Annotated in this window: 11 protein-coding genes and 1 riboswitch; of the genes, 4 read left to right on the top strand and 7 right to left on the bottom strand. The window is 40.6% G+C overall.

All coding sequences use genetic code 11. The features are described from left to right. Positions 1 to 246 precede the first annotated feature (246 nt). Entirely contained in the window at positions 247 to 1773 is a 1527-nt protein-coding gene (locus ACZ45G_RS11825) for a hypothetical protein (protein WP_464178315.1), read from the top strand. A gap of 673 nt (positions 1774 to 2446) precedes the next feature. On the opposite strand, the gene ACZ45G_RS11820 is transcribed toward ACZ45G_RS11825, so the two are convergent. The 4 genes from ACZ45G_RS11820 to ACZ45G_RS11805 form a co-directional block, all read right to left on the bottom strand. Further along, positions 2447 to 4903 (bottom strand): choice-of-anchor D domain-containing protein, encoded by a 2457-nt coding sequence (locus tag ACZ45G_RS11820; protein ID WP_464178312.1) that lies wholly within the window; start codon positions 4901 to 4903, stop codon positions 2447 to 2449. Positions 4904 to 5343: 440 nt separating this feature from the next. Next, positions 5344 to 5790, bottom strand: a complete 447-nt coding sequence (locus ACZ45G_RS11815; protein WP_464178309.1) for a hypothetical protein — start codon at positions 5788 to 5790, stop codon at positions 5344 to 5346. Between the two features lie 276 nt (positions 5791 to 6066). After that, positions 6067 to 6957 (bottom strand): tyrosine-type recombinase/integrase, encoded by an 891-nt coding sequence (locus ACZ45G_RS11810; protein WP_464178307.1) that lies wholly within the window; start codon positions 6955 to 6957, stop codon positions 6067 to 6069. Between the two features lie 329 nt (positions 6958 to 7286). Next, positions 7287 to 7880 (bottom strand): PEP-CTERM sorting domain-containing protein, encoded by a 594-nt coding sequence (locus ACZ45G_RS11805; protein WP_464178304.1) that lies wholly within the window; start codon positions 7878 to 7880, stop codon positions 7287 to 7289. 19 nt (positions 7881 to 7899) lie between these two features. After that, positions 7900 to 7977: riboswitch (cyclic di-GMP riboswitch) on the bottom strand. A 248-nt stretch (positions 7978 to 8225) separates the two neighbouring features. Here ACZ45G_RS11805 and ACZ45G_RS11800 point away from each other — a divergent pair. Then, positions 8226 to 8699 carry a PilZ domain-containing protein gene (locus tag ACZ45G_RS11800; RefSeq protein WP_464178302.1) on the top strand — a complete coding sequence of 158 codons (474 nt, stop codon included), beginning with the start codon at positions 8226 to 8228 and terminating at the stop codon, positions 8697 to 8699. A gap of 643 nt (positions 8700 to 9342) precedes the next feature. On the opposite strand, the gene ACZ45G_RS11795 is transcribed toward ACZ45G_RS11800, so the two are convergent. Both ACZ45G_RS11795 and ACZ45G_RS11790 read right to left on the bottom strand, forming a co-directional pair. Next, a complete protein-coding gene (locus ACZ45G_RS11795) occupies positions 9343 to 9582 on the bottom strand; it encodes a tyrosine-type recombinase/integrase (protein WP_464178300.1) in 240 nt (79 codons plus the stop codon). A gap of 43 nt (positions 9583 to 9625) precedes the next feature. Continuing rightward, complete coding sequence (locus tag ACZ45G_RS11790; protein WP_464178298.1) at positions 9626 to 9901, bottom strand: tyrosine-type recombinase/integrase; 276 nt, start codon at positions 9899 to 9901, stop codon at positions 9626 to 9628. A 384-nt stretch (positions 9902 to 10285) separates the two neighbouring features. Here ACZ45G_RS11790 and ACZ45G_RS11785 point away from each other — a divergent pair, with 384 nt between their 5' ends. Together ACZ45G_RS11785 and ltrA are read left to right on the top strand one after the other, a co-directional pair. Next, a complete protein-coding gene (locus ACZ45G_RS11785) occupies positions 10286 to 10465 on the top strand; it encodes a hypothetical protein (protein ID WP_464178295.1) in 180 nt (59 codons plus the stop codon). A 104-nt stretch (positions 10466 to 10569) separates the two neighbouring features. Then, the gene (gene ltrA, locus ACZ45G_RS11780) at positions 10570 to 11802 is read left to right on the top strand and encodes a group II intron reverse transcriptase/maturase (protein ID WP_464178293.1); all 1233 of its coding nucleotides are present in this window, start codon (positions 10570 to 10572) and stop codon (positions 11800 to 11802) included. A gap of 79 nt (positions 11803 to 11881) precedes the next feature. Here ltrA and ACZ45G_RS11775 read toward each other — a convergent pair whose 3' ends face one another. After that, entirely contained in the window at positions 11882 to 12136 is a 255-nt protein-coding gene (locus ACZ45G_RS11775; protein WP_464178290.1) for a hypothetical protein, read from the bottom strand. Between the last annotated feature and the right edge of the window lie 103 nt (positions 12137 to 12239).

Below are 12239 nucleotides of genomic sequence, written 5' to 3'. Positions count from 1 at the left end.
ATTAGCCATGAGTCCAATCAAGTCATTAATTTGATATAACAAATTAAATCTTGGTCGAAAAAAAATCGGCATTGGATTTGGGTATTGACAATAGTTTTTTATTTATTTAATACAAAGTATGTCTGGCAGTTATACTTAATATCCACTTCGATCCATCTAACTTCTGAATCCATACTGAATGGTCTAAACTTATTTTTAAAGGAATTGGATTATCCTTTAATCGAATAAATATTTAAGGAGGATACAATGAAGATTTTATTCTATGCAGTCTTTATTTGCATGATCGTTGTTTTACCTGGCTCGAGTAAGGGGGCAGACATCCTTTATGACGATTTTTCAGGGACCTACCTTGACGGGAACCGATGGTGGCCCAGGGAATATGTCCGGGAAGTTGCAGACGATAAACTGGTGTTCAAGCTGGGCAACTCTATAGGTATGGGGGCGGAAGTCAGGCCGGGCCGCTTCCGCAATCGCCTTCCTATTTTCGATCCGGGTTCCGTCCATACCATTGAGGCCCAAGTCACCATGATTGAGGCCCAGCGTGACAGCGCACCGGATTCTCTTAGTTTTGTCCGGATTATAGGCTATTTTTATAACGCCAGCGAAATCGGGTCCGCAGGGGATATCTATGCCAGTGTCATGATTGGGGACCGGGGCAACGGAGGTCTGGAGGCCTTCTGGGTGGTCAAGGAAGTCGTGGCGAATGATCCCTGGACTACAAAGGTTTTAGATTACGAGACCCTTATCGGGCCGGGGACCCTGGAGTACGACGAGCCCTATGATCTGAAACTTTCCTTTTATCTTACAACCGAAAAGAAGGGCCAATTTTCCTTTGAAGCCCATGGCCATACACAATCCTCTATAGGGCCGGTAAAAAAACGTGATGTTATCTATGACGAGAAGCGGTTGGCCGTTGCCATCAATGCAGAGAATGGGTTCAACAACGGGTTTGTCCATGCACAAGTCGATAATGTCCATATCAACAATGATCCCCTGGTTTATGATGATTTTTCCTCTCCCCTGGATCTTTCAAAATGGAAATGGCAGGAATGGGTCAGAAGGCCTGTGCAAGGGGAATTAAAGGCTGCTATACAAAGAACGGATGCAACTGGGGGGGCCAATACTTATACAAACTGCCCAGACACCAGTTTCATTGAAACCAGAGCACGGATCAGCAGTGACTCCGTCTTGTCGCCAGGGGCCTGGGGTGTTGCGAGGGTGTGGGGATATTATTACAATGCCACCCATGGACCGGGTTCCGGCCTCGATTACAACCGATTCGAAGGTGATATCTTTGCCGAGGCAGATATTCAAGTGGACAGCCAGGGCAATTTGAAATCCCGGGCCTATATCAGCCGGGCAGATGATGAAGACTTTTCGAGCGATACGGTACTCTTAAATGAGGATTTCCCAACCCCCATCCGCTTGGATACCGATTATGTATTGTCCATCCGGTTTGAAGATAACCAACTAATTTTTAAATGTGATAACGACACACTCATCTTTCCTATCACCGGTCCCAGATACCATCCCTACGGCAAATACCGCCGGGCTGTTCAAACAAAGTCCTTCTTGGATTCAGGGGAATATGCCTACATGAAGGCATTTTTCGATGATGTCCGGGTCTCGGATAACGATATTGAGTTCTGCCTTCAGGATTATGACTTTGATAATGATATGGACGGCCATGATATCCTGGCCTTTATCAATGATGCCAAAGGGGTTGTTTTGGATGATTTTTCGTCCCATTACGGCAGAACAGATTGTCCTTAATTTGAGAAATTGACCCGGTGCCGGTATGTACTAACCCTTTTATAAACTTATCCTCAGACAATGCCAGGCAGGAAAAGTGTAGCAGAAAATTCCAGAGTGCTGTTCGATACAGCACCCCGGGGGAGTTAATTACTCATACAGGAATATCAATTCAGGCCAAAAGTGGCAGCCAGGTTTTCCAGGGTTACACCGGTAGTTTCATCTGCAGACTTCCGAATACAGCCTTGGCTTTTCAGAATTCAAAAATTTCCCAGGAATATTCCTGTAAGTCTCACTTTTTATAAACTTCTCCGAATACCGCATATGGTATGGGTTGTTTTTTAGGCACTGGTGGGGAAATTTAAATATATGGGAAAAGCCATCATCAAAACAATCATAATGCCATTACCTTATAATTGGAGAGTAACCGGATTTTGGTCCAGGCCCCGGAAATTATTTTCCAAGGATCTGCCAAAATGTGATCTATATATTATTAACTGGAATATGAAAGGATGGCTTTTGATAACGTTCTTGGTTCATATAGTATAATCTGAATTTATTATTTCAGGGAACCGGCTACCACGATATATAGCATTTTAATAGTAAGGAAATTATTTAGCAGGGTCATTTGAAGACCCTGCTCATACTTTTTATCAAATTATCAGATAATATTTACAATATCTATCCGCTTTTGCTACCCTCCGAATTCCGCAGCAAATGCAGCTATTCCACCTGCATCGAAGTTGGCTGCAAATTCAGCCAGATCAGAACCGTCAACATCTCCATCCCTGTTAAAATCTGTTTTAAAATCCAGAGCATTACTATCTAATATGACAACAAGGATCGGTGTGTCAGGATCATTGGATGGGATTTCAAGATTTGCGGTTTTTTCACCACTTGATGCAGGAGAGAAAATAACATCAACCGTGCATTTCCCTGGCAATCCAATTGTCTGTCCTGAACACAAATCGTTATCAATGGTAAAATCTAAAGCATCTGCGCCTGTTATCCCGAGGGTGCCAATCTCAAGATCAGTGTCTCCTGCATTGGTAATAGTAAAAGAGCGACTTTTTGACGAACCGACTTCTGCAGGTCCAGGCTCATTGCACAATTTACTTATAATATCATCCGTTTTATCCGTACACCATAAATTTGTGCCGTCAAATGTTAAACCATCCGGCCATGGTCCTGGCGAATCAAAGGAATCGAGTATGTTTCCCGAAAAATCTAATTTGTACACCTTGTCATCAGTGTCGTCGACATTCCACAGATATGTACCGTCAAAGGATAGACCGACGGGGCTTGGTCCTGGTGAATCAAAGGAATCGATTATATTCCCTGAAATATCCAATTTATAAATCATGTCCTCTGTGTGATCAGCATGCCACAGGTAGGTACCGTCGAATGTCAGACCCTTTGGGATTGGTCCGGGAGAATTAAAGGAATCGATGATATTCCCTGAGGTATCCAATTTGTATATTTTGCGATTTTGTGGGTCAGAATTCCAAATATATGTGCCGTCAAATGTCAATCCTGAAGGACCCGGTCCAGGGGAATCAAAGGAATAAATTATATTTCCTGCGGCATCTAATCTGTAAATCTTGTCATCTGAGTAATCCGCATTCCATAGGTTGGTTCCGTCAAATGCCAATCCCGAAGGATATGGTCCGGGAGAGTAAAGATAATCGACTGGATGTCCAGCGATATCTAATTTGTAAATTTTGTCATCTAAGGAATCGGCATACCACAGATATGTACCATCAAATGTCAATCCTGAAGGACTCGGCCCAGGGGAATCAAAGGAATCGATTATATTTCCTGAAGTGTCCATTTTATAGATCCTGTCATCTGTATAATCTGTATTCCACAGGTACATCCCGTCAAATGTCAAACCCTTGGGGATTGGTCCAGGAGAGTTAAACGAATGGATTACATTTCCAGATATATCTATTTTATAGATCTTATCTTCGCCGTTATCAGCATTCCACAGATACGTCCCATCAAATGCCAGCCCTATAGGATTTGATCCTGGGGAATCGAAAGAGTCAATTATATTACCTGAAGTATCTATTTTGTAGATCTTATTAAGTAAGTAGTCCGAATGCCACAAATATGTACCATCAAATGTTAAACCTGAGGGACCTGTGCCGGGAGAATCAAACGAATCAATTATATTCCCTAAGGTATCTAATTTGTAAATTTTATCATCTGTGGGATCCGCATTCCACAAATATGTACCGTCAAATGCCAAGCCTAAAGGATTTAACCCAGGAGAATCAAAGGGACCGCTGAAATTAAAGATCTGAAAAGATGATGGTGAAATTAAAATATCAGGAGATGTTGCTGTCACCATCAGAGCCACGGGAATTGCCTGTGGTGAGCTACTCGCTGTGGAGTCACTAATTGTAATAATGGCTGCGTAGTTGCCTGGTAAGAGTGAAGAGGTTGTATACGTCACAGTAATGGTGTCCTGCTCTCCAGTAGATGTGCCGTTGATTGGAGAACAGGAGAGCCATGCGGCATTATCTGAAATGGAATAACCGAGGGTCCCCTCCCCGGAGTTCCATACATTAAAGTTTTGATTCGGGGCGTTGGACCCTTCAAAACAAGTGTTAGACAGGGAAACAGGATCCCGTGATATGCTTGGCTGAGTGCCCCCCCCATTGACTATCAGTCTGGACGATGTAAGGTCAAATTGTGCCGGGAACCCGTACATTCCATATGGCTGGCCGATCAGCGCAACATAGAGGATACCGTTGTCATTGAGCCAACTGCGCTGGGTTGAATCCAGACTGAACTTAAGGGTATAGAATCGACTGGAGTTAGGGCAAGTGCTTCTTGTAATACGACTGATAAAACCGGGTTTGTTTGGAGCTGTTGTCACGCTGCCGTAATCAAAGCTGTTTGTATTGCTGCAGATAAGATCCAGGGTTCCGTAATCATTAAAGGTCCAAACTTTTATGACAAGTTCAATTTCCGCTGAATATGCAGTACACCCTGTCGGCATATTATGCATCCAGGTATAACTGCCAACCGCATAGTAATCTATTGACTTGTAATCATCACAATCATCAGCACCACAGGTCTCGGTAAAAAATAACAGGAAAGCACCTAAAAATATAATCATTACAAGTTTACAATGATGTATCATTAAAATTCACCCCTCATAGTTATTATAAATTACAATAAAATGGGTCCCCCTTAATAGATGCTGTGGCTATCATTATGGCCAGTGGCTTTCCATCCCAGCTTCTCATTAGGTTTGGCTTTATCCTAATGAGAAGATGCAAGAAATATACCCATATTTTCCAGTATCAAGGGTCGTATTTAATAGTATTTACGGTAATTTAGGATCGTTTTTTACTGAGAAAAAAATGTGCTAAAATGGAGAAAAAAAGTAACAATTGTTGGGTAAAATTTTTTTATTGCTGAAGTGCATGAAATTCTGGCTAAAGTTTGAAAAAATCAACTCTATGGAAAATGGAACAATTAAATTTTTCAAAACTCCATTACTGTATATTGGAGATAAAACAATATTTTGATAATTTCAATCATTTTTTTCATCAGAGAACTTAATGTCTTAAGACATCATTACAACCTTCTGCACTTAAACTCATTAATAGCAGCATCTAAGATATTACGCTCAAGCTGCATATCTGGCTTCCACCAAACAGCATGATCACGTTGTCTTTTAGCAAATTCTTGTTGTGCATTTATTATATTACCTTGCACTTTTTCCATAAAAATAGAAGAAATTCCAGCAATAGACACAATAGTTCCATCACTGCTTAATCTGTCTTTATCAAGAATACCTTTTTCATTGAAATGAAAATAATGATAGATAGCACGTATAGCTTCAATGGGTTTTCGATTCTCAAGCTTCACAGTTATTTCTGCAGCACGCACACGTTTTCCAGCAAATTTTTCGATTTTTTCCTCATCAGTGCTTTGTAATAAACGATCAAGCTTATTGAATGACACTTTCAAAATTTCAGAATCATCTGTAATTATAAAAAATCTTACTGATATTGAGCTCATATAGTTACCCCATTCGGTGTTTAATCGCCTCGGATCAGTCGCTTAGCATTTTATTGGCTTCCTGGTAAAAGGATCGATATCCAGCCTCAAATAGAATTATCTTTTACAACCATGATTAGCAATATCCAAAATGGCTGTAAAGAAATAATCAAAAAATTCTGTTCAAATGATCAAACTTGCCAAGAGCATAAACTATTTATTGGAGCAGATTGTGCTCAAATCCTTTATACCGAAAAGTAATCCCCAAGTTAATCCTTGGGGATGTCAAAAATATTTTTACCAACCAGATGCTCTATTAATTAAATTGTGCAACATTTCAGCGGTTGGATGAAGGTATCTGGAACTTATTGTTTTCTGTGTATCTCCTAACAAACGGGCGACATGATCCAGATCCATCCTAAAATTATAACGCAAGTTTGTTGCCACATAATGCCGGAAGGTGTGCGGACCTCTTCCATCACCCTTTGTTTTAAGGCCAAGGTCTTTATGCATACTGTCGATAATTTTGTAAATCATATTTTTTCCTGGGAATATTTTTTTGAATGAATCTTTTTCAAGATCAGGGAAAGATGATTCAAGATGCTTCTCTAAATAAATTGCGGTTTCTGGAGTGAAAAAAACTGGCCTTGGTGTAGTTTTTGACCAAGATAAAAGAATGGCCTTTTCTTTGAGTTTTATATCACAAACACAGATGTTGGCAATTTCATTGATTCTTGCCCCGGTTTCACACATTAATCGAACAAGCAGATGATTCCGGATATGATTTATCTTAAACATGAAAGTTTTACATTTTGCAATATCTTCTCCAGAGAACCATCTTTTTTCATGTTTCAGATCAAAGGCCTGTTTATCCTGCCGAGGGATCTTGTATGTGTGTTTAATATGATGCCCATGGAAAGTGAATAATAGTTTTGTGATGGTCAAATAAGATTGAATCGTGTGCGCTGATACTTTTTTATCCCGGAGGAACTCACCAAAACTGTCCATACGGTCCGTGAATTTTTCATTGAGATTGTCAATTCTCTGTTCTTTGCAAAAAGGTAACAGCTTTTTCCTAATAACAGCATTATACAAAGCTTTTGTGCTGTCTGCTAAAGCCATGGTGTTTTGAGATTTGAAATACTGGTCCATTTGATTTTCAACTTCCGGTAATTGTAAAATAGACATTTCGTGCCTCCTTTAAAGGATCTTGTTGTTTAGCCTCTGCCAGATATGTAAATATCTTTCAGGGTTCGTCTATTTATATTCGTAAAATTAATGGCTTTTGATTAGAAAAAAAGATGAGGGGGGTCTGGTATTTCCAATTTAACTGGTTTGAAATGTATACAGTGATTTCTTAGAATATGATGAATATATTATTGAGTTGAATATGGAGAAATGTTTACTGCTGCTGTGTTTGGCTCATATAGTTTAATCTGGTTTGAGAACAAAAAGTGCATAAAAAAGGCAAGACCAATTCAATGACCCTGCCCTTTGATTCTTATATTTAAGTGAACTTATTTTTTTCTTCTGCTTACTCCTGCAAGGCCGAGCAGGCCGATGCCGAAAAGCATCATTGTAGCAGGTTCGGGTACCGGGGACGTTTCAGCGGAGATAGAATATTCTCTTGAAGTATCGCCCACAAATGTCACAACATTTCCGACACCAATAACTTTGTTGTTATTTGATCCATAGCTGATATCATTTCCACCACTATCATAACCAAAAACTGCGAAGTCATCAAAAGCCCACCCTATATAATCGCCAACTTCGTATTGAATTTTATCAGCGGAATTCACATTGAAAGTTGTTGATGTATTTGATACTGATACAGTAAATAAATTTTCACCGATAATTTCATATGAACTTCCTGTTGTATGCCTGAGCACCTGAAGATATACATCACCTGTATTCTCTTGAGCATAGATACTCCAAGAATTAATGATTCCACTATCCGTAAACTGAAGGGATAAGTCGATTTCAGAAAAACTCCTGTAGCTGTCAACATGATCTCTTGGTTCAAGCGCATTCCCAATCGTCAAAGCGCTGGAGCTACTCACTATCAATAATGACAGGAAAAGGCCCAATAAAAATCCAATAAACTTATTCATTACAATCTCCTTATTTTTTAATGGCAACCAGGCTATCTCCCCATGAGACCCTTTGGCTTTCCGTCCCTGCTTCTCAACAGGTTTGGCTTTTTACTGCTTTCGTTTATATGCATAAATCATTCCCGTTTTACGAAATATAATTCGCCGTATCGTTCATAAAACCAACTGATAAGGGCATTCGAGATATAATTTTTCTGAGTAGTATTTATACAAAAAATATAATGCCCAAGTTTACAAAAAAATGTTATTAATTTAAGAACTTATTTTCATATTTTTAAGAGTTTTTTTCCCTAAGTATTTTTACCTATTTTAAATAAAAAATATGATTAAAACTTACCTACTCACATGCTGGGATCCGGCGATAAAAAAAAAGATATCAAGTTTGCCTTGATTTTTACAATATATTTTGTAATTGAATATATACGGTTTTATGTGATTTGTGTTCAAGCTGCTATTCAATCCCACGAAAAAGGATCTGCAATGGAACCAAATAAAGAGAACAGGTGCTATCAAAGATATGAACTTAAAAGTCCTATGAATCTGCATCGGATGGATTACCAGGACCAATGCTATTATGCAGAGACGAACGATTATTCTCAAGGTGGGTTGTCCATGATGACCAATGAAAATCTTGTAATAGGTCAACTTGTTTATCTTGAGATGCAGAAACATGATGAACGCACAACACCCCCTGACAAAAACAAAAACAACATTGGTATTGTCAAATGGTCAAAACCTTATCCTTCAACCAATGGCGGAACTAATGGCCTCTACAAATACGGAATTGAATATTCAGGGGCTTCCAGCTACCACTGTTAAATTCTATCGCAGAAATCGCTACCCTTCTTTGCAGATTCAAAATTCCATTATATGGGATGCCACACAATCAAATGAACAAATCTTCCATTAAATTTTATTGGAGATACACTTTCCAGCAATGCAAATCTTAAAAAATGAATTTTATGCAATGGCAAGAGCAAATAGGCGCTCTATATCAAATGGGTCTTTCTGAAAGATTCTTTTCTATCTTGCTGAGAAGAATATCGACTACACTATAATCTTAAAAGTGGATTGGGGCCTTTTGGGGAGCCTTTCTCGGGCAGAATTTTTACCATCCCCACCTTCCCGGACTATCGGACCGAGTTTGAAATCGGTATGGAATTCATGCCCACAGCTCGGGCAACGCATGAGCATTCCACCAATATCTGTAGGGATACGAAGCTGCTGATGACATCGTTTGCAATTTTTGATGACGTAATTTTCCATAGGTATTGTATCGGCAGGGAAGTCGTAACTATTAAACAAAGAGTCGCCACCATATAAAGACTTGCATTACTTTACTGAAAATATAATTTCTTAAGAAAGAATTTACCAGAATGTTCTTTATTGGAGATATCATAACCAGTGTTCAAAAAATAATCCCCAAGAGAATCCCCCTTGGGGTGTTTTAAATTGTTATCTTTTACCAACCGGATGCTCTATTAATTAAATTGTGCAACATTTCAGCGGTTGGATGAAGGTATCTGGAACTTATTGTTTTCTGTGTGTCTCCTAACAAACGGGCGACATGATCCAGATCCATCCTAAAGTTATAACGCAAGTTTGTTGCCACATAATGCCGGAAGGTGTGCGGGCCTCTTCCATCTCCCTTTGTTTTAAGGCCAAGATCTTTAAGCATACTGTCGATAATTTTATAAATCATATTTTTCCCTGGGAAAATTTTTTGGAATGAATCTTTTTCAGGATCAGGAAATGATGCATTCCAAATGCTTGTTTAAATAAATTGCAGTTTCTGGAGTGAAAAAAACTGGCCGTGGTGTAGTTTTTGACCAAGACAAAAGGATAGCCTTTTCTTTGAGTTTTATATCACAAACACAGATGTTGGCAATTTCATTGATTCTTGCCCCGGTTTCACACATTAATCGAACAAGCAGATGATTCCGGATATGATTGACCTTAAACATAAAAGTTTTGCATTTTGCAATATCTTCGCCAGAAAACCATCTTTTTTCATGTTTCAAATCAAAGGCTTGTTTGGCCTGTCGAGGGATTTTGTATGTATGCTTGATATGATGCCCGTGGAAAGTGAATAAAAGTTTTGTAATGGTTGTGTGCCGGGTACGGCACACGTTCTTATGGGTGAAAGTCCCAAGTCCAGCCAGATGGAGGCGAAGGACATAGTGTTATCACAACGGGGTATCCGGTGACGGTGCCTCGGAAGACAGTGGCTCTGCTTAGGCAGAGTAGCACAAAAGCACGGGGCGACGTACAGAAATCGAGTTAGGCGTGCATTTGCGGGACCAGCCTGCAACACAAGGTTAAGTCCTCTATCCATTATAGGCAGTGCCCGTATACTCGGCGCTTACGTGCTGAAAGACGTGTGTTTACCCCGGGAGGTCTTCCATGTGCCCCGGGATGCCGCGAGCGGCAGAAAATGGCTGAGGGCAGGGCAACCTGCTCTGACCGCATGGAAGAAGTCAGCAGAGGGCATAGTAGCCGTAGGAGAAACGAGCCGTGGAAACCACGGAGGACTCACCCCGGTAAAGGCCCGAACGGTGCCCGGACTGAATAGTACGGGTAAATGAGAACGATTATTAGGAGCATATCACTTATGGTTATAATGCAGCAGCCGCCTGAAATGACTGTAGCGTATTTGTTTACCGAACATCTGGCAGGAGGTCCCCGGCTCATGGAAATGATCCTCGAACGGGGGAATATGTTTATGGCACTAAAACGAGTTCGTGGTAATAAAGGAGCTCCTGGTATTGACAACATGACTGTTGATCAGTTGCCGGGGTATCTTAGACGTCACTGGACTAAAATCAGGGAAGAGCTGTTAAACGGTACTTACAAACCATTCCCGGTTAAGCGGAAAGAGATCCCAAAACCGGATGGTGGTGTAAGACTGCTCGGAATTCCCACAGTTTTGGATCGTTTGATTCAGCAAGCAATAGCCCAGGTTCTGCAACAGATCTGGGACCTTACCTTTTCTAATTCCAGTTTTGGATTCAGGCCGGAAAGGTCTCAACGTCAGGCTATCCGCAGGGCTAAGAGCTATCTGCTTTCAGGGTACAAGCACATTGTAGATATGGATCTGTCAAAATTTTTCGACAGGGTTAATCACGACCGTCTACTAAGCCGTCTGGCTACAAAGATAGAGGATAAACGAGTTCTCAAGTTAATCCGAAGATATTTGACAGCTGGTATAATGATCGATGGTCTGGTTTCTCCATCCCTTGAGGGCACCCCACAGGGTGGTCCACTTTCCCCATTGCTTTCCAATATAGTCCTCGACGAGTTGGATAAGGAGCTGGAGTTACGAGGGCTTAATTTTGTCAGATACGCTGATGACTTTGTTATTTATCTTAAAAGTAGAAAAGCTGCTGAACGAGTTATGGACAGCATTACCAAGTTCATAACAAATAAGCTTAAGCTCAAGGTTAATGAAGAGAAAAGTGCTGTCAGCCGTCCATGGCTGCGCAAATTTCTCGGGTTTACTTTTATCAGTATGTGTGGTCAGACAAAGATCCGGATTCACAAGAAGACAATTAAGCGCTTCAAGGAAAGAATCCGGGAACTGACGGACCGCAACTGTGGTAAAAGTATGGGACAGATTATTTTCAAGCTCAATCAGTACCTGAGAGGATGGTGGAATTACTACCGCCTTTCAGAAACCCGAAATATCTTTAAATCCTTGAATGGATGGATAATTAGACGATTACGCTGTGTTCTCTGGAAACAGTGGAAGAATCCCAGAACTAAAATCCGTAACCTGCTCAAACGTGGGATATCCCGCAAATATGCGGTGTCCTGCGGGTGCGCCCGCAAGAAGCACTGGCGTATGAGCAGAGTTAAATGGGTGATTGTAGCTTTGCCGAATAAATATTTCCTTGATCTGGGTTTATACCTACCCGGAAATTAACCTGCCTGATCAGCCGAACCGCCGAGGTACCGATCGGTATGCCAGGTGGTGTGGGAGGGCTCCTCAGTGATGGGGAGTCCTATCCCGATAAATACGACTGAGTCGTATGAGCTGACACTTTTTTGTGCTGAAGGAACTCTCCAAAACTGTCCATATGGTCTGTGAATTTTTCATTGAGTTTGGTAATTTCATTTTCCTCGCAAAAAGGTAACAGTTTTTTTCTTAAGACAGCATTATACAAGGCTTTTGTGCTGTCTGCCAAAGCCATAGTGTTTTGAGATTTGAAATACTGGTTTACCTGCGACTCAAGTTCTGACGAACAATAAATAGACATTTCATGCCTCCTTGATAAGGATGTTGTTGTTTGGCCCCTGCCAGATATGTAAATATCCTTCGGGACTGGTCTATTTTTATTCGTACTTTTCATGACTTTTAAT

This window comes from Desulfoconvexum algidum (genome assembly GCF_055382125.1).
The sequence above is the reverse complement of the archived record's forward strand: the minus strand, read 5'-3'. Positions and strand labels throughout refer to the sequence as shown.

Excerpts from the sequence above, each read along its gene's own strand:
- ACZ45G_RS11825 (WP_464178315.1), top strand. The coding sequence starts at position 247 with ATGAAGATTTTATTCTATGCAGTCTTTATTTGCATGATCGTTGTTTTA.
- ACZ45G_RS11820 (WP_464178312.1), bottom strand. The coding sequence starts at position 4,903 with ATGATACATCATTGTAAACTTGTAATGATTATATTTTTAGGTGCTTTC.
- ACZ45G_RS11815 (WP_464178309.1), bottom strand. The coding sequence starts at position 5,790 with ATGAGCTCAATATCAGTAAGATTTTTTATAATTACAGATGATTCTGAA.
- ACZ45G_RS11810 (WP_464178307.1), bottom strand. The coding sequence starts at position 6,957 with ATGTCTATTTTACAATTACCGGAAGTTGAAAATCAAATGGACCAGTAT.
- ACZ45G_RS11805 (WP_464178304.1), bottom strand. The coding sequence starts at position 7,880 with ATGAATAAGTTTATTGGATTTTTATTGGGCCTTTTCCTGTCATTATTG.
- ACZ45G_RS11800 (WP_464178302.1), top strand. The coding sequence starts at position 8,226 with ATGCTGGGATCCGGCGATAAAAAAAAAGATATCAAGTTTGCCTTGATT.
- ACZ45G_RS11795 (WP_464178300.1), bottom strand. The coding sequence starts at position 9,582 with ATGATTTATAAAATTATCGACAGTATGCTTAAAGATCTTGGCCTTAAA.
- ltrA (WP_464178293.1), top strand. The coding sequence starts at position 10,570 with ATGGAAATGATCCTCGAACGGGGGAATATGTTTATGGCACTAAAACGA.
- ACZ45G_RS11775 (WP_464178290.1), bottom strand. The coding sequence starts at position 12,136 with ATGTCTATTTATTGTTCGTCAGAACTTGAGTCGCAGGTAAACCAGTAT.